The organism is Streptomyces griseus subsp. griseus (assembly GCF_000720255.1).
In the GTDB taxonomy this organism is placed as follows: domain Bacteria; phylum Actinomycetota; class Actinomycetes; order Streptomycetales; family Streptomycetaceae; genus Streptomyces; species Streptomyces griseus_I.
Map to the genome: position 1 here is coordinate 54517 of NZ_JOJE01000004.1, position 17900 is coordinate 72416.

The 17900-nt window shown below is 71.2% G+C and carries 11 protein-coding genes; 10 read left to right on the forward strand and 1 reads right to left on the reverse strand.

The features are described 5' to 3' along the window. The first annotated feature begins 74 nt into the window (after positions 1-74). Positions 75-2129: a SpoIIE family protein phosphatase gene (locus IG99_RS07485; protein WP_037671129.1), complete on the forward strand. Its 2055-nt coding sequence runs from the start codon at positions 75-77 to the stop codon at positions 2127-2129. Between the two features lie 30 nt (positions 2130-2159). Here the strand turns inward: IG99_RS07485 and IG99_RS07490 are convergent, their stop codons facing one another. After that, a complete protein-coding gene (locus IG99_RS07490; protein WP_037671131.1) occupies positions 2160-3623 on the reverse strand; it encodes an aldehyde dehydrogenase family protein in 1464 nt (487 codons plus the stop codon). A 170-nt stretch (positions 3624-3793) separates the two neighbouring features. On the opposite strand from IG99_RS07490, the gene IG99_RS07495 reads away from it, so the two are divergent. From IG99_RS07495 to IG99_RS07540, 9 genes are all read left to right on the forward strand, one after another. Next, positions 3794-6178: a SpoIIE family protein phosphatase gene (locus IG99_RS07495; protein WP_234311766.1), complete on the forward strand. Its 2385-nt coding sequence runs from the start codon at positions 3794-3796 to the stop codon at positions 6176-6178. A gap of 244 nt (positions 6179-6422) precedes the next feature. Beyond that, a complete protein-coding gene (locus IG99_RS07500) occupies positions 6423-8153 on the forward strand; it encodes a SpoIIE family protein phosphatase (RefSeq protein WP_037671137.1) in 1731 nt (576 codons plus the stop codon). A gap of 629 nt (positions 8154-8782) precedes the next feature. Continuing rightward, the gene (gene kdpF, locus IG99_RS44775; protein ID WP_009326374.1) at positions 8783-8872 is read left to right on the forward strand and encodes a K(+)-transporting ATPase subunit F; all 90 of its coding nucleotides are present in this window, start codon (positions 8783-8785) and stop codon (positions 8870-8872) included. 8 nt (positions 8873-8880) lie between these two features. Continuing rightward, entirely contained in the window at positions 8881-10542 is a 1662-nt protein-coding gene (kdpA, locus tag IG99_RS07515; RefSeq protein WP_037671142.1) for a potassium-transporting ATPase subunit KdpA, read from the forward strand. 32 nt (positions 10543-10574) lie between these two features. Next, positions 10575-12662, forward strand: coding sequence for a potassium-transporting ATPase subunit KdpB (kdpB, locus tag IG99_RS07520; protein ID WP_037671438.1), 2088 nt, complete (start codon positions 10575-10577; stop codon positions 12660-12662). 25 nt (positions 12663-12687) lie between these two features. Then, a complete protein-coding gene (locus IG99_RS07525) occupies positions 12688-13320 on the forward strand; it encodes a potassium-transporting ATPase subunit C (protein WP_037671144.1) in 633 nt (210 codons plus the stop codon). Positions 13321-13636: 316 nt separating this feature from the next. Beyond that, a complete protein-coding gene (locus tag IG99_RS07530; RefSeq protein ID WP_037671147.1) occupies positions 13637-15853 on the forward strand; it encodes an MMPL family transporter in 2217 nt (738 codons plus the stop codon). Between the two features lie 95 nt (positions 15854-15948). After that, positions 15949-17208, forward strand: a complete 1260-nt coding sequence (locus IG99_RS07535) for a sensor histidine kinase (protein WP_078947573.1) — start codon at positions 15949-15951, stop codon at positions 17206-17208. Next, on the forward strand, positions 17205-17888 hold the full coding sequence (locus IG99_RS07540) for a response regulator transcription factor (RefSeq protein ID WP_037671149.1): 684 nt from the start codon (positions 17205-17207) through the stop codon (positions 17886-17888). The genes IG99_RS07535 and IG99_RS07540 overlap by 4 nt, the downstream gene beginning before the upstream one ends. Positions 17889-17900 lie beyond the last annotated feature (12 nt).

The following is a 17900-nucleotide window of genomic DNA, read 5'->3' on the forward strand; positions in this document are numbered from 1 at the left end:
CGTGCGGTGTCCTCCGGGCGGAGGTATGACTGACAGAGAGCCCGGCGACAGCGGGCCAGGCGGGAGCGTCCGGCATGCCCGAGCGAGAGACCCGGACCGGGAACGGTCGGCAGGACGGCATCACTGCCGCGCCCGGCGGGCTGCTCGATGTGCTGCGGGTCGCCGCCCTGGTCCTGGGGAGTGACGGCCGGATCGCACTGTGGAGCCCCGAAGCGGAGTCGCTGCTCGGCTTCTCCGCCGAGGAAGCACTGGGCCGCGACGCGGGCGCCCTGCTGGTGGCCCCGGAGAACCGGCCGAAGGCACGCGAACTGTTCGACCGGGTCCGCACCGGCGCGCGCTGGGCGGGTGTCTTCCCGGTGCGGCACAAGGACGGCTCGATGCGCCGGGTGGAGTTCCGCACGATGCAGCTGCGCGACGCACGCGGCGACATCCATGCCCTCGGCCTGGGCGCCGACGCCGAGACCGTACGGAACATGGAGCGGGACCTCGCCCTGTCCCACATCCTGGTCAGCCAGTCGCCGGTCGGTATCGCGGTGTTCGACACCGACCTGCGGTGGGTGCGCGTCAACCGGTCCCTGGAACGCCTCAACGGTGTCCCGGAGGAGGCCGTGCTGGGCCGCCGCGTCGGCGAGGTGCTGCCGGCCCTCGACGTCGAGGCCATCGAGTCGCGGATGCGGCGGGTCCTTCGCAGCGGTGAGCCGCTGCTGGATCAGCAGACGGTCGGCCGGACGGCCGCTGACGACGAAGATCACGCCTACTCGGAGTCGTACCACCGGATCGAGGACGCGAACGGGCGTGTGCTGGGGCTGGCGATCTCCGTGCTCGATGTCTCCGAGCGGCAGCGGGCGGCGGCCGAGGTCGCGAAGGCGCGGGAGCGCCTGGCGGTGATAGCCGACGCCGGCGTCCGCATCGGCACCACGCTGGACCTGCGCCAGACGGCACGTGAACTCGCGGACGTGGCCGTTCCGGAGCTCGCCGACCTCGCCGCCGTGGACGTACTCGACTCGGTGGTCCACTCGGCCGCGGTCCGGACGGGCGGTCCCCTCGGCTTCCGGGCGCTCGCCCTCAAGACAGGCCGTCCCACCGATGCGATCAAGGCCGTGGATCCGGTCGGGGAGCCGACGCTGTACAGCTCGTCACGGGTGATCACCCAGTGCGTACGGGAGGCTCGGCCGATCCTGCTGGCACACGTGGACGACACGGCGCTGCGGCGCATCGCCAGGGACGACTCCGCCGCCGAGACGCTGCGGCGCGCCGGGGTTCATTCCTATCTGGCCGCCCCCCTGGTCGCCCGTGGCGAGGTGCTGGGCACGCTCAGTCTGTGCCGCACGGTGAACTCGCGGCCGTTCGACGACCAGGACCTGACCCTTGCCACCGAGCTGTCCGCGCGCGCCGCCATCTGTATCGACAACGCGCGGATGTACGGGCGTGAACGCGACACCGCGCTCACGTTGCAGCGCAGTCTGCTGCCCCAGGAACCACTGCGCTACGGCGGCATCGAGGTCGCCTCCCGGTATCTGCCCGCGGTCAGTGAGGTGGGCGGCGACTGGTTCGACGTGATTCCGCTCAAGGACGGCAAGGTGGGGCTCGTGGTCGGCGACGTGATGGGCAAGGGCGTGCACGCCGCGGCGATCATGGGCCAGTTCCGCACGGCCACCCGCGCCCTCGCCCGGCTCGACCTGCCCCCGGCCGAGCTGCTGTGCCACCTCGACGATCTCGCGGCCTCGCTCGGCGACTCCGAGACGCTGGCCACCTGCGTCTACGTCGTCTGTGACCCGCAGCGGGGCCGGTGCGAGGTGTCCCGGGCGGGCCACCTGCCGCCGGTCCTGGTGGCCCCGGACGGGAAGGCGGCGTTCCTCGACATCGCCGGGGGAGTGCCCCTCGGGGTGGGTGGCGTCCCGTTCAGCGTCGAGGAGCGGGAACTCGCGGACGGGGCACTGCTCGCGTTGTTCACGGACGGTCTGGTGGAGAGCCACGAAACGCCCGTCGGCGCGGGGATGCGCACCGTGCTCCGGCTGCTGGACGGCAACCGTCTTCCTCTGGAGGAAGTGTGCGACATACTGCTCGGCGCCCTGAACCGGGAGCCGGACGACGACGTGGCGCTGCTCCTCGCCCGGCGCACGAGGTGACACGGCCGCCTGTGCCGCACGGCCGCGGTGTCACAGCGCCCCTGGGGCCGTCATCCAGCGCCACTGCGTGAACTGCTCCAGGCTGGCGGTGCCGCCGACGCGGGAGGCGTTGCCGGAGATTCCCATGCCACCGAACGGCGCGTTGGCGGCGTCCTTGGCGGACACGTCGTTGATGTGGACCATGCCCGTGCGCAGCCGCCGCGCGACGGCGGTCGCCCGGGGCACGGACCGGGAGTGGACGGCGGCGGTCAGACCGTAGGCGGTGTCGTTGGCGACCTCGACGGCCTCGTCCTCGCTGTGGAAGGGGACGACGGGGGCGACGGGTCCGAAGATCTCCTCGGTGAAGGCCGGCATGGTCCGCTCGATGCGGTCCAGCACGGTGGGCGGGAAGAAGAGCCCGTCCCGTGTGCCTCCGGCCAGCACGCGGGCCCCGGCGGCCACGCTCTCGTCCACGATCCGCGTGATCCGTACCGCCTGCCGCTCGCTGATGACGGGGCCGATCACCACGCCGTCGTCGCGGGGATCACCGATCGGCAACCCCTTCGCCTGCCGGATCAGTGCCTCGGTGTACGCCTCGACGACGTCCGCGTGGACCAGATGGCGCCCGGCGGCGACACAGGCCTGCCCCTGATAGCCGAACGAGCTCATGGCCCCGGCCGCGGCGGCCGCCTCCACGTCCGCGTCCTCCAGCACGACGATCGAGTTCTTGCCGCCCAGCTCCAGCGACACGCGCTTGAGTCCTTCCCCCGCCACCCGGGCCACTTCCCGCCCGGCCTCGGAGGAGCCGGTGAACGAGACCATCGCGACGTGCGGATCGGCCGCGACCGCACGCCCCGCCTCCGCGTCGCCGGGGAGCACGTGCAGCACGCCCTCGGGCAGCCCGGCCTCCTGGAACAGCTGGGCGACGAGGACGCCGCCCGACACCGGGGTGAGGGGGTCGGGCTTGAGCAGGACGGCGTTGCCGAGGACCAGCGCCGGCGCCAGCGCCCGCATCGCGAACAGCAGCGGCGCGTTCCACGGGTTGATGACACCCACCACCCCCAGTGGCACCCGCCACGCCAGACTCGTCCCGCCGGAAACCTGCGGCGTCAGGATCTCTCCCTGGGGCTGCGACGCGAGACCGACCGCGTGCCGCAGCTGACCGAGCCCGGCCGCGATCTCGTAGTCACCCTTGGCGGGGATGCCGCCCGACTCGCGGACGATCCAGGCGCGGATCGCCGCGCTGTGTTCCCGCAGGGCACGGTCGGCGCGCATCAGCACGTCGGCACGGTCGGACACCGCGACCGCCGCCCAGTCCGGCGCCGCCCGGGCGGCGCGGGCGCCGGCGCGTGCGACATCCGCGGGTGAGGCCACGCCCACTTCCGCCAGTGGCTCGCCGGTGGCCGGTTCGATGGTTCGGCGGGTGCCGCCCTCGGAGGTCCGCCAGCCCTCGCTGTAGATCATCCCCGTCCACTCGGCCGCGTTCGGCCAGACGCCCTCGCCCGTGACCGTCATCCGTCCAACCTCCGCCCCTGTAGCCGATCGACCCGGAGTGGGATCACCTCCCATTTTTGCGACTTATCCGCCTGTTTGTCGCATATCTCAGCGAATGACGGGAATGCCGTACCACTGTGTCACCTGGCTGCTCCGCACAGGCCTCAGGCGGCGCCCGGTCGGCGGACCTCGTGGACGAGGCGGCCACCGCGACGGCCGTCGTGGACGGGCGCGGCCTCGTCACGGCATGGAGCGCAGGGGCGCGGCGGTTGCTCGGCTACCCGGCCTCCGAGGTCGTCGGCCGCCCCGGGGCCGCACTGCTGGCCGACGGACCGCCCTCCGACGTACTGCGCTCGCTGCCGTCCCTGCCCAGGTGGAGCGGAACGGCGACGCTGCGGCACCGCGACGGCCACCCCCTGGCCGTCAACCTGCTGGCGCACCGGCGGCAGGACGGCGCCGGCGCTGAGTGGCTGCTCCTCTCGCCGGTCTCCCGCCCCGCGGTGAGTCCTGACGACGACGCGTTCCTCGGCCGGAGCTTCACCCAGTCGCCCTGCACGATGGCGCTGTACGACACACGCCTGCGGCTGGTACGGGCGAACGCGGACATGGAACGGGCGATCGGCCTGTCGGAGGAGGAGATGCGCGGACTGCGCGTGTCGGAAATCGTGCACCACCCCCAGGCGGACCTCACCGAGCAGGCGATGCGGCGTGTGCTGGAGACCGGCGAACAGCAGGACACGCGGGCTTCCCTGAACCTCGTCGGCCAGGAGCGCGCGAGCGTGTGGACCCTTTCCCTGGCCCCCGTCCGGGACGACGACGGCCGGATGGAAGGCGTGCTGCTCTCGGCGCACGACATGACCGAGCAGTACCTGGCCCGCCAGCGGCTCGCCCTGCTGAACGAGGCGAGCCTGGCCATTGGCAGCACGCTGGACCTGTCCCGTACCGCCCAGGAACTCGCCGACGTGGCCGTCCCGCGGTTCGCCGACTTCGTCACCGTCGACCTGCTGCCGCCCATCGAGGGCGGTGAGGACCCGCCCACGGGACCTCCGCGCGGGGCCGTGCGACTGCGGCGCGTCGCCCGCCAGTCGATTCTCGAAGGCTGCCCCGAGACCGTGGTCCCGGACGGGGCGGTGGCCGTCTATCCGGACAAGTCGGCCGCGGCCGAGTGCCTGGCCACCGGCCGGCCGGTGATTCAGCAGGTCACCGCCGAGGCGATGGAGCATGTGCTGCGCCAGACCCCCAGGCGGGCCGAACGCATGCGGCAGTTCGGTTTCCACTCGGTGCTGGCCGTCCCCATGCGGGCCCGCGGTCTCACCCTGGGAGTGGCCACCTTCTCCCGCCATCGGCGCCCGGAACCGTTCGAGGAGGACGACCTGCTGCTCGGCCAGGAGATCACCGCCAGGGCCGCCGTCTGCATCGACAACGCCCGCCGTTTCACCCGCGAGCGCTCCACCTCCCTCACCCTGCAGAGCAGCCTCCTGCCGCGGAGCCTGCCCGAGGTGTCCGCCCTCGACATCGCCTCCCGTTACCTGCCCGCCAGCGCCCAGGCCGGGGTCGGCGGCGACTGGTTCGACGTCATCCCGCTGTCCGGCGCCCGCGTCGCACTCGTCGTCGGCGATGTCGTGGGCCACGGCATCCAGGCCTCGGCCACCATGGGGCGGCTGCGGACCGCCGTACGGACCCTGGCCGATGTCGACCTCCCTCCCGACGAGTTGCTGACCCACCTGGACGACCTGGTCAACCACCTCGCCGCGGGAGCCGACACGGGCGGCGACATCGGGGCCACGTGCCTGTACGCCGTCTACGACCCGGTCTCGCGCCGCTGTTCCCTGGCCCGCGCCGGTCACCCCGTCCCCGCGCTGGCCACACCGGACGGCGCGGTGGATTTCCTCGACGTGCCCGTGGGACCTCCCCTGGGGCTGGGGGGCCTGCCCTTCGAGGCCATCGAGCTGGAAGTGCCCGAAGGCAGCGTTCTGGCGCTGTACACCGACGGGCTCATCGAGGGCCGGGGCCGTGACATCGACGAAGGCATGGACACCCTGCTCCGCGTGCTCCATGGGGCCCACGCCCCGCTGGAGAGCACCTGCGACGCGGTCCTGCGGACCATGCTCTCGGACCGGCCCGAGGACGACGTGGCCCTGCTCGTGGCCCGCACCCGCGCCCTCGACGCCTTCCATGTGGCCGCCTGGGGCGTGGCCCCCGACTTCGCCGCCGTCGCCGAAGCCCGCAAGAACGCCTGCCGGCAGCTGGCGGAATGGGGCCTCGACGAGTGCGTGTTCGTCACCGAGCTGGTGGTCAGCGAGCTGGTCACCAACGCCATCCGGCACGCCGAACCGCCCATCGAGCTACGGCTGATCCACGACCGCACCCTCATCTGCGAGGTGTCCGACGGCAGCACGACCGCCCCGCACATGCGCCGGGCCCGCACCTACGACGAGGGCGGCCGCGGGCTGCTCCTCGTCGCCCAGCTGTGCCAGGGCTGGGGCGCCCGCCAGATGCCCAACGGCAAGATCATCTGGGCTGAGCAGAGGCTCCCCGCAGAGCAGGACGTACCGGAGGAACGGCCCTCGTCCTGACGCTCCGGCCCGGTGATCGCGGCTCGTCGCTGAACGCGTCGCGATCACCGGGCACTGCACCGAACAATCCGCTGACCTGTGTCTTTGGTCGCCTCGGCAGGAGCCCTGGCGGTCGGAAGCGGGTGCAGTCGCCGCTCAGACGTGGGAGGGCTGAGCGGACTTCATTCAAGCCGCCGGATGACGTGGGATTTCCACAAGCTTGGGCATACGGGGAAGGCAGGCAGGAGAAAGAAGGGAGGCCACGATGGCGGGGTCGGAGCATACGGAGACCGGCCACGGGCCGTGCGCGTCCGCAGTGTCCGACGCGGTGACCAAGGCGCTGACCGGGGCTCTGGATGCCATCGGCGCCGGCGCTTACGTCGTCGACGAGCAGGGCTGCATCATCGCGGTCAACGCCCGCGCCGAGCACCTGCTGGCCCGGCCCGCCGACGATCTCGTCGGTCACGATGCTCACGACCTGTTGCACCGCGGCCCGCAGGGGGAGCCGTTGCCGAGGACCCAGTGCGCCATGCGGCAGGCGTTCCACGCCGGACGCACCGCGCAGGCGGACGAGGACTTCTTCGCACGCGCGGACGGCTCCGTGCTGCCCATCTCCTGGCTGATCACCCCGTACGACATCGGCGACCACCAAGCGGGCACGCTCGTTGTCTTCCACGTCCCCGAGCGCCCGGAGGACACCGACCCGGTGCCGGAGCCGACGGCTCAGCCGCTGTCCGAACTGCAGCGGCTCGCCCTGCTGGCCGAGACCACCACGCGGCTGACCTCCACGCTCGACGTCGACGAGGCGCTGCGGCGGCTGGTGGCCCTGGTCGTGCCCCGGCTGGCGGACTGGGTCGTCGTCGACCTGATCACCGAGCGCGACGAGGTGTGGCGTACCGTCGTGACCCACGCCGACGGCGACATCCTCCTGCCGTACGAGGACCTCCAGGGGCCGATGCCCCCGGTCTCCGAGGAATCTCCGATGCCCCTGTCCCGGGCCCTGCGCGGTGTCGCCTCCACCCTGACGGGTCCGCAGACTTACCAGCGGACACCGGATTCCGGTATCGCCGTCGAACAGCGCCGCCTGTTCGAGGCCACGGGGATGCACTCCGCGGCCATCGCACCCATCCGCAGCACCCGTGCGGTGCTCGGTGCGCTGACCCTGGGCCGCGCCGACAATCCCGCTGCCTTCGCCCCCGAGGACCTCCCCCTGATCGAGGACATAGCACGCCGCGCCGGCCTCGCCCTGGACAACGCACGCCTCTATCAGCGCCAGCGCAAGGTGGCCGAGACCATGCAGAACCATCTGCTGCCCCAGATGCCGGGTGTCCCGGGCCTGCAGATGACCGTGCGCTATCTGCCCGCCCCCGACGCCTCCCAGGTCGGCGGCGACTGGTACGACGCCTTCCCCCTGTCCGACGCGTCCACGGCCCTGGCCGTCGGAGACGTCGTCGGCCACGACCTGGAGGCGGCGGCCGGGATGGCGCAGGTCCGCAACATGCTCCGCGCCTACGCCTGGTTCCAGCAGGAACCTCCCAGCCGGATCGTCGAACGGCTCGACGAGGCGATCCAGCACATCACCGACGTCACCATGGCCACCATGATCTTCGCGCGGATCGAGGCGGCCCACGACGGTCACTGGCGGCTGTCCTGGACCAACGCGGGCCACCCACCGCCGCTGCTGATCAGCCGGGACGGTCTGACGCGCTACCTCACCGACGGCCACGGCATCCTGCTGGGCACCCAGGCGGGCACCGCCCGTCCTGACGCCACGGCGCTGCTCCCGCCCGGTTCCACGCTGGTGCTGTACACCGACGGCCTCATCGAGGAGCCCGGCCACACCCTCGACACGGGCCTGAACCGACTGCGCCAACACGCCGCCGCCCTCGCCCACCGCCCCCTCGCCTCGTTCACCGACCAGTTGCTCCGCCGCGTCCGCCCCACCGACAACGACGACGACGTCGCCCTCCTGGCCCTGCGCGTCCCCATGGACTGATCCCGCGGCGCCACGCGCTCGACGAGGGCGGAGCACCGCCCGCGCCGTGTAAGCCAGCCAGGGCCCGCGCTCACCTGTGGCGGGAGCGGGACGGCGAACACGGCGGCCGACGGGGCGGCCCAGAGCAGGGTGCGCGGACGTCAGGCTTCCCGCCTCCCAGTCGACCAGCACGCGCATGGTGCCGAACACCAGGGCACAGGCCGCCGCGAGCCGGACGCTGCCCCGCCAGTGGCGATCGCCGGCCGGTTCCGCGGACCCACTCCGTCGCATACCGCCGGTGCCAGGTGGCGGCACGAGCCCCGAAGACCGCCACTGCCGAAGCCCAGACGCCGGGCGGGCCGGTCCTGACGCGTCCCTTACGCCCTGCCGCTGGGCATCCGTCGGAGCCGAGAGGGCGGTCATCCGTGGCTCCGGTCCCGGCTGCCGTAAGAGACCCGTCAAAGCGATGGGTGCGGGCGTATGGGAGCCGTCAACGGCCGGTCCATCCGGCCATGGAGGGGCTTTCCTCGAATCGTCCGAGTTCGTCGAACCTCACTCCAGGAGTCTGCGATGGCCGATCTGGCCTTCGTCATCACCATGATCGCGGGATTTGCGCTGGTGGCTCTCGTCGCCAAGGGGGTGACGAAGCTGTGACCGCCGAGAACGTAGTCGGCCTGGTCGTCGCCGTGGCCCTGCTGGGCTATCTCGTCCTCGCCCTGATCTTCCCGGAGAGGTTCTGAGCGCCGACATGGGTCCCGTCCTCGCAGGCATCCTCCAACTGCTGGCTCTGGTGGGCGCGCTGGCGCTCGCCTACGTCCCCGCCGGCACGTACATGGCCCGGGTCTACTGCTCGAAGAGGCACCTGCGCGTCGAGAAGTGGATCTACAAGGGCATCGGTGCCGATCCCGACACCGAGATGACCTGGCCCGCGTACCTGCGCGGGATCCTCGCCTTCTCCGCCGCCGGGGTGGTCTTCCTCTACCTGCTGATGCGGCTCCAGGGCGTTCTGCCCGGCTCGCTCGGCTTCGACTCGGTCGACCCGGCGCAGTCGTTCAACACGGCCGTGTCCTTCGTGACCAACACCAACTGGCAGTCGTACTACGGCGAGCAGACCATGGGGCATGTCGTGCAGACCGCCGGTCTCGCCGTGCAGAACTTCGTCTCGGCGGCCGTCGGCATGGCCGTCGCGGTCGCCCTGGTCCGCGGCTTCGCGCGGTCGCGCACCGGTGAACTCGGGAACTTCTGGGTGGACATGGTGCGCGGCACGATACGCATCCTGGTGCCGGGCGCCGTGGTCGCCGCGGTGGTACTGGTCGCCTGCGGTGCCGTTCAGAACTTCTCCGGGATCCACGAGGTCGGCCAATTCCTGGGCGGCTCGCAACAGTGGAACGGTGGCGCGGTCGCCTCGCAGGAGGCCATCAAGGAGCTCGGCACCGACGGCGGCGGCTACTTCAACGCCAACAGCGCCCACCCCTTCGAGAACCCCACACCCTTCACCAACCTCTTCGAGGTCTTCCTGCTCCTGCTGATCCCGTTCTCCCTGACCCGCACCTTCGGCGTCATGGTCGGCTCGGTGAAGCAGGGCTACGCGATCCTCGCCACGATGTTCACCATCTGGCTGGGCTTCGTCGCCCTGATGATGTGGACCGAGTTCGCCCACCACGGCCCGGCGCTGCAGGCGGCCGGCGGGGCGATGGAGGGCAAGGAGGTCCGCTTCGGGGTCGGCTCCTCGTCGATCTTCGCGGTGTCCACGACCCTCACCTCGACCGGCGCGGTGGACTCCTTCCACTCCTCGTTCACCGGCCTCGGCGGTGGCATCGCGATGCTGGGCATGATGCTGGGCGAGATCGCGCCCGGCGGCACCGGCTCCGGCCTCTACGGCATGCTCGTGATGGCCGTCATCGCGGTGTTCATCGCCGGCCTGATGGTCGGCCGCACACCCGAGTACCTGGGCAAGAAGATCGGCGCTCGGGAGATGAAGCTCGCCGCCTGCTACATCCTCGTCACCCCGGCGCTGGTGCTGGTGTTCACCGCGGCCACCATGGCGCTGCCGACCCCGCCGCATTCGATGCTCAACTCCGGTGCCCACGGTTTCTCCGAGGTGCTGTACGCCTTCACCTCCGCCGCGAACAACAACGGCTCGGCCTTCGCCGGTCTGAACGCGAACACCGACTGGTACAACACCATGACCGGTCTCGCGATGCTGCTCGGCCGTTTCCTGCCCATGATCTTCGTTCTCGCACTGGCCGGTTCGCTGGCCGGGCAGCAGCCGGTCCCGGTCACGGCGGGCACCCTGCGTACCGAGAAGCCGCTGTTCACGGGGCTGTTGGTGGGCGCGATCCTGATCATCACCGGTCTCACGTACTTCCCCGCGCTCGCGCTGGGCCCGCTCGCCGAGGGGCTGGCGTGACGACCACCCGTACCGAGAAGTCAGAGGACTCCATGTCCACAGCCACCCCCGTCCGGGCACCGCACAGCGACGCACCTGCCGGGCACCACCTCGCCGAGGGCCGTGTCCGAGCGGGCCTCTTCGAACCCCGGCAGCTGGTCAAGTCGCTGCCCGAGGCCTTCCGCAAGCTCGACCCGCGGGTGATGGTCAAGTCGCCCGTGATGTTCGTGGTGTGGATCGGCTCGGTCCTGACCACCGTGTCCTCCTTCAAGGACCCCGGCGACTGGTTCGGCTGGACGATCAGCGCCTGGCTGTGGCTGACCGTGCTCTTCGCCAACCTGGCGGAGGCGGTCGCCGAGGGCCGGGGCAAGGCGCAGGCCGAGACCCTGCGCAAGGCCAAGACCGACAGCATCGCCCGCAAGGTGGACGGCACGGTCGTCCCCGGCGCGGAGTTGAGGATCGGTGATCTGGTCGTCTGCGAGAGCGGCGACGTCATCCCCGGTGACGGTGACGTCGTGGAGGGGGTCGCGTCCGTCGACGAGTCGGCGATCACGGGGGAGTCGGCTCCGGTCATCCGTGAGTCGGGCGGCGACCGCTCGGCCGTCACCGGCGGTACGAAGGTCCTCTCCGACCGCATCGTCATCAAGATCACGACCAGGCCGGGCGAGACCTTCATCGACCGGATGATCAGCCTGGTCGAGGGCGCGGCCCGGCAGAAGACGCCGAACGAGATCGCGCTGAACATCCTGCTGGCGTCGCTGACGATCGTCTTCCTGCTCGCCTGCGCCACGCTGCCGCCCCTCGCGGACTACGCCGGTACGCACCTGACGTTGGTGGTCCTGGTCGCCCTGCTGGTCTGCCTCATCCCGACCACCATCGGCGCCCTGCTCTCCGCGATCGGCATCGCGGGCATGGACCGGCTGGTGCAGCGCAACGTCCTCGCGATGTCCGGGCGGGCGGTCGAGGCCGCCGGTGACGTCTCCACACTGCTGCTGGACAAGACCGGCACCATCACCCTCGGCAACCGGCAGGCCTCGGAGTTCGTGCCGGTGCGGGGCACCGTCGAGGCCGAACTCGCGGACGCCGCCCAGTTGTCGTCGCTGGCCGACGAGACCCCGGAGGGCCGCTCCGTCGTCGTACTGGCCCAGGAGCGGTACGGCCTGCGCGAGCGCCACCAGGGCGAGTTGGCGCACGCCGAGTGGACAGCGTTCACCGCCCAGACCCGGATGTCGGGTATCGACGTCGACGGCCGCAAGGTCCGCAAGGGGGCCACCGCCTCGGTCGTCGCCTGGGTGAAGGAGCAGGGCGGCGAAGTCGCCGAGGACGCGGACCGGATCGCGGGCCGGATCTCCGAGGCGGGCGGCACCCCGCTGCTGGTCGCGGTGGACGACGAGCGGGGCGCCCGCGTGCTGGGTGTAATCCACCTCAAGGATGTCGTCAAGGACGGCATGCGGGAGCGCTTCGAGGAGTTGCGCCGCATGGGCATCAAGACCGTCATGATCACCGGCGACAACCCGCTGACCGCGAAGGCGATCGCCGAGGAGGCGGGCGTCGACGACTTCCTCGCGGAGGCGACTCCCGAGGACAAGATGGCCCTGATCAAGCGGGAGCAGGCGGGCGGCAAGCTGGTCGCGATGACCGGTGACGGTACGAACGACGCGCCCGCCCTCGCGCAGGCGGACGTCGGCGTGGCGATGAACACCGGTACGTCGGCCGCCAAGGAGGCGGGCAACATGGTCGACCTCGACTCCAACCCGACCAAACTCATCGAGATCGTCGAGATCGGCAAACAACTCCTCATCACTCGGGGCGCGTTGACGACGTTCTCCATCGCCAACGACGTGGCGAAGTACTTCGCGATCATCCCGGCGCTGTTCGCGGCCGTCCACCCGGGCCTGGACAAGCTCAACATCATGGGTCTGTCCTCGCCGGACTCCGCGATCCTGTCCGCCGTCGTCTTCAACGCGCTGGTCATCATCGCGCTGGTGCCGCTGTCCCTGAAGGGCGTGCGGTACCGGCCGGTGAGCGCGGACCGGATGCTGCGCCGTAACCTCACCGTCTACGGCATCGGCGGACTGATCGCGCCCTTCCTCGGCATCAAGCTCATCGACCTCCTCGTCTCCCTGATCCCCGGGCTGTAATTTCTCGAAAGCGTGCTGAAGGACCATGAACAACTCCGTTGTGAACTCCGCCCGGTTGCTCGGGGCGGGACTGCGCGCCCTCCTCGTGCTCACCCTGGTGACCGGCGTCATCTATCCACTGGTCGTCACCGGCTTCGCCCAGGGGTTGTTCAACGGCAAGGCGAACGGCTCCGAGGTCAAGGCGGACGGCAGGGTCGTCGGCTCGTCCCTGATCGGCCAACAGGGCTACGGCCCGGACTGCTTCCAGCCGCGCCCGGCGAACGGGCTCGGCGAGAACTCCGTCAACACCCGGTACAAGCTGATCCTCTCCGGCGCCACGAACCTCTCCGCCGACAACAAGGACCTGATCAAGCAGGTCCAGGCGGCCAAGGCCAAGGTGGTCCGGGAGAACTCCACCGCCGACTACACCGTCAGGCCCTCTCAGGTGCCCGCCGACGCCGTCACCTCCTCCGGTTCAGGTCTCGACCCGGACATCTCGCCGGCCTACGCGGACCTCCAGGTCCACCGGGTCGCGCAGCGCAACGGCCTGACCGTCGCCCAGGTCCGAAAGCTCGTCGACGAGCACACCGAGGGCCGCACCCTCGGCTTCATCGGCGAGCCCCGAGTCGACGTGCTCGAACTCAACATCGCGCTCAAGGACCTCGTGGCCAAGGGCTGACGGTGTCGCGCGAGTCGTAGGCGCCCTGGTGGCCGCTGACCGAGCGGTGCCATGCGGTGATCACCGGCTCGATCAACGGCCACTGGCCGCCTCCGCTCGCCCCTCCGGGACGACGCCGGTCGCCACGGACGGCTTCGGCGTCGACCTGGCTCTCCTCCCCTCGCAGTACGCGGCTATCCTCCCTGAGTCGGAGCCGAGCGCGTCACCTCGTGCGGTGTCACCAAGCGAGAGTGCGAGCACGGGCACGATGCCCCGGGACCCCTTCTCCCCGCAGTCTGGTGATCTACCCGAACCCAGATCTGGAGATCCGTTTCCCGTGGCTACCTTGCTCTACCGGATGGGCCGGAGCGCCTTCCAACGGCGCTGGCTCGTGACGTTGTTGTGGGCCGTGCTCCTCGGCGCCGTCGGTGCCGGCGCCGCCAAGGCACCCGCCGCCTCCGACGACGGCACGTCCTTCATGCCCGGCATCGAGGCGCAGAAGGCGTTCGACCTCATCGGAGAGCGCTTCCCCGGCTCGGCTGCCAATGGCGCCAACGCGCGGATCGTGTTCATCGCACCGCACGGGGAGAAGGTGACCGCGGCCGACCACCGCGCCGCCGTCGACGCGCTCGTGGCGGAGGCCGCCGACGAGCCGCAGGTCTCGAACGCCGTGAGCCCCTTCACGGCGGGCGCGGTGAGCAAGGACGGCTCCACCGCCTACGCCACCGTGAACTACAAGGTGAAGGCCGACGACCTCACCGAGGCCGACCGGACCGCCCTGGAGAAGGCCGTCGACGAGGCCCGTGACTCCGGCCTCACAGTCGAGGTCGGCGGCACCGCGCTCGCCGAGCAGCCTGCCGCGGGCGGCTCGTCCGAGGCCATCGGCATCGTGCTCGCCGCCGTGGTCCTGCTGATCACCTTCGGCTCCCTCGCGGCCGCGGGGCTGCCCCTGCTCACCGCGGTCATCGGCGTCGGCATCAGCATGGCCGCGATCATCGCCCTCGGCAGCGTCTTCGGTCTCTCCCTGACCACGGGGACACTCGCCTCGATGCTGGGGCTGGCGGTCGGCATCGACTACGCCCTCTTCGTGGTCTCCCGGTACCGGGAGGAACGCGCGAACGGTCACGCGCCGAGCGAGGCCGCCGGTCTCGCCGTCGGCACGGCCGGTTCCGCGGTGGTCTTCGCCGGCCTGACGGTCGTCATCGCGCTGGCCGGGCTGGCGGTGGTCGGCGTTCCGATGCTGACCAAGATGGGGCTGTGCGCCGCGGGCGCCGTGGTCGTCGCCGTCCTGGTCGCCCTCACCCTGGTCCCCGCGTTGCTCGGCATGTGGCCCAACGCGGTGCTGTCCCGCCGGGTCCGCAAGGGCAAGTTCCGGGTTCAGCGTTCCGACAACGGCGGTTCCCGGTGGGCGCGGTTCGTGCTGCGCCGGCCCGTGGCGGTGCTCGTGACGTGCGTCGCCGGCCTGGGCGTCCTGGCGCTGCCCGCCACGCAGCTGGAGATGGGCATGCCGGGTGCCGAGTCCAAGCCGGTCACGTCGACCGAACGGCGTGCCTACGACGCGCTCGCGGACGGCTTCGGCGCGGGCTTCAACGGGCCGCTGACGATCGTGGCGGACGCGAAGGGCGCGGCCGACCCCGAGGCTGCCGTCCAGGAGATCGTCCGGGAGATCGGCGCCACCCGCGGGGTCGTGTCCGTCTCCGCCGCGCGCTTCAACCGGGCCGGTGACACCGCGCTCTTCTCCGCCGTTCCGGCCACCGGTCCGACCGACGAGAAGACCAAGGACCTCGTCCGGACCATCCGAGGGGAACGGGCCGGGCTGGAGCAGAAGACCGGGGCGACCTTCGAGGTCACGGGCAGCACCGCGATGAACATCGACGTCGCTCAGGCCCTCCAGGACGCCCTCGTGCCCTACCTGGCCGTCATCGTCGGCCTGGCGCTGATCCTGCTGCTGGTGGTCTTCCGCTCGGTGCTCGTCCCCGTCAAGGCCGCCTTCGGCTTCCTGCTGTCGGTGCTGGCCGCCCTGGGAGCGGTCGTGGCGGTCTTCCAGTGGGGCTGGGGCGCCGGACTGCTCGGTGTGGAACAGAGCGGCCCGATCATGAGCCTGATGCCGATCTTCCTGGTGGGCATCGTCTTCGGCCTCGCGATGGACTACGAGGTGTTCCTCGTCGCCCGTATGCGCGAGGCGTACGTCCACGGGGACCGGGCGCCGCAGGCGGTCGTCACCGGCTTCCGGCACAGTGCGCGGGTGGTCGGGGCGGCGGCGGTGATCATGATGGCGGTCTTCTCCGGGTTCGTCGGCTCCGACGAGTCGATGATCAAGACCATCGGCTTCGGTCTCGCCGTCGCGGTGCTGTTCGACGCCTTCGTCGTCCGTATGGCCCTCGTGCCCGCGGTGCTCGCCCTGCTCGGTGACAAGGCGTGGTGGATACCCCGCCGGCTGGACCGGATGCTGCCCCGCGTCGACGTCGAGGGCGCCGGTCTCACCATGCGCCCCGCGGCCGGCACCGGTGCGGCGGCGGCCGAGCCCGCGCCGCAGGAACCGGCCCGTACCTGATGCGACCGGGACGGGCGGGCCACGGCGTCGCTCTGCCCGGCACCGCGGCCCGCGCGTGCCTGAGTAGTCTGCCTTCGGAACCATCTCGGAGCGTGATGAGCACACACTGGCAGAGCAGGGCGGCGACCCGTCCGAGGACCGCCGAAGCGGTGACACTGGCCCTGCCGTTCGCCGCCGCCCTCTGCGGCGTCTTCCTCACCCGGGTGGTCATGGCCGACCCGCCCGCCGTGTGGTCCGGCCTCGTCCTGTCCGCCGGGGCCTGCGCGGCACTGCGCCGACGCCACAGCCTGCCCCTTCCGGTCTTCGCCGTCATCCTGCTGGGCACCATGGTCGAGGGGGCCCTCGGCTATCTCATGACCCCTCTCCTGATGGCTCCGCTGCTGGTCGCGCAGTACGTCGTGAGCGCGTGCGAACCCCGCCGCCGCATGACCTGGTACAGCGCGGTGGGGGCCGCCGCGGGCGTGGTCGTCACGGCACTGGCCGGCACCACCGGTCACGAATCGGTGATCCTCATCATCGTCAACCCGGCGGCCTGGGTCCTGCTGTCGGCGGCCTGCGGCAGCTACATCCGGGTACGGCGCGAGTACGCGGCGGCCAGTGCCGAGCACGCGGCCCGTGAGCGCGAGGAGGAGGCACGGCACCGGGTGATCCAGGAGCGCATGCGCATCGCCCGGGAACTGCATGACGTGGTCGCCCACCACATGACCCTCGCCGACGCCCAGGCGAGCACGGCGGCCCACCTGGCACGGACCCACCCCGAGCAGGCACTCGGCATCATCGGCAAGCTGCCCGAGGCCACCGCCGCGGCGCTGCGTGAACTCAAGGCCACCGTCGGACTGCTGCGTGAGGACAGCGACGGCGGCGACCTGGCGCCCGCACCGGGCCTTCGGCAACTGCCCGACCTGGTCGACGCCTGCTCGGTGGCCGGCCTGGAGGCGACGGTCACCGTCGAAGGCCGGTCCCGGCGGCTCACCCCCGTACTCGACCTGACGGCCTACCGGATCATCCAGGAGGCGCTCACCAACGTCACCAAGCACGCCGCCACCCGCACGGCACGGGTACGCCTGTCCTACACACCCCGCTACCTGACCCTGACCATCAGCAACGACACCGCCCCGGGCCGTCCGTCGCCCGCATCGGGCCCAGGAGGCGGATTCGGCCTGCTCAGCATGCGCGAGCGCGCCACCGCCGTGGGCGGCACCTTCCACGCCGGTCACCGTCCCCAGGGCACGTTCGAGGTCGCCTGCACGCTGCCGCTCGACGGCAACGACGACGGCAGCGACGGCAGCGAAGGCAGCGACGACACCGACCACGACGGCCTCGACGTGCACCCCGACGAAAGCCCCGCCACATGACCATCCGCGTCCTGCTCGCCGACGACCAGGCCCTGCTGCGCGCCACCTTCCGCATCCTCATCGACTCGGTCCCGGACCTGAGCGTGGTGGCGGAGGCGGCCGACGGACAGGAGGCCGTCGACCTCACCGCGACCCACCGGCCCGACGTGGTCATCATGGACATCCGCATGCCGAACGTCGACGGAGTGAAGGCCACCGCCGCCATCTGCTCCCGACCGGAACTGTCGGACACCCACATCCTCGTCCTCACCACCTTCGAGAACGACGAGAACGTCGCCAGGGCGCTGCGCGCCGGCGCGAGCGGCTTCCTCGGCAAGGGCGTCAGCCCCGAGGTCCTGCTGTCGAGCATCCGCACCGTCGCGGCCGGCGACTCGCTCCTGTCCCCGGCCGCGACCCGGACCCTCATCAGCCGCTTCCTGGCCACCCCCGACACCCACGACTTCCTCGCCCTGCCCGACGCCGTCAGGGCATTGACCGACCGGGAGCGCGAGGTCACGGCCATGGCCGCGCTCGGCAAGTCCAACGCCGAGATCGCCGAGCAACTCGTCCTGAGCCCGCTGACCGTACGCAGCCACATCCAGCGGGCCATGACCAAAGTCGCCGCCCGTGACCGTGCCCAACTCGTCGTCGTCGCGTACCAGAGCGGCCTGGTGAAGCCCCGCCCGGACGCCATCGGGTGAGGTACCTCTCTC

Coding starts and splice junctions, on each gene's coding strand:
- kdpB (WP_037671438.1), top strand. CDS start 10,575: ATGTCCACAGCCACCCCCGTCCGGGCACCGCACAGCGACGCACCTGCC.
- IG99_RS07500 (WP_037671137.1), top strand. CDS start 6,423: ATGGCGGGGTCGGAGCATACGGAGACCGGCCACGGGCCGTGCGCGTCC.
- IG99_RS07535 (WP_078947573.1), top strand. CDS start 15,949: ATGAGCACACACTGGCAGAGCAGGGCGGCGACCCGTCCGAGGACCGCC.
- IG99_RS07525 (WP_037671144.1), top strand. CDS start 12,688: ATGAACAACTCCGTTGTGAACTCCGCCCGGTTGCTCGGGGCGGGACTG.
- IG99_RS07485 (WP_037671129.1), top strand. CDS start 75: ATGCCCGAGCGAGAGACCCGGACCGGGAACGGTCGGCAGGACGGCATC.
- IG99_RS07490 (WP_037671131.1), bottom strand. CDS start 3,623: ATGACGGTCACGGGCGAGGGCGTCTGGCCGAACGCGGCCGAGTGGACG.
- IG99_RS07540 (WP_037671149.1), top strand. CDS start 17,205: ATGACCATCCGCGTCCTGCTCGCCGACGACCAGGCCCTGCTGCGCGCC.
- kdpA (WP_037671142.1), top strand. CDS start 8,881: ATGGGTCCCGTCCTCGCAGGCATCCTCCAACTGCTGGCTCTGGTGGGC.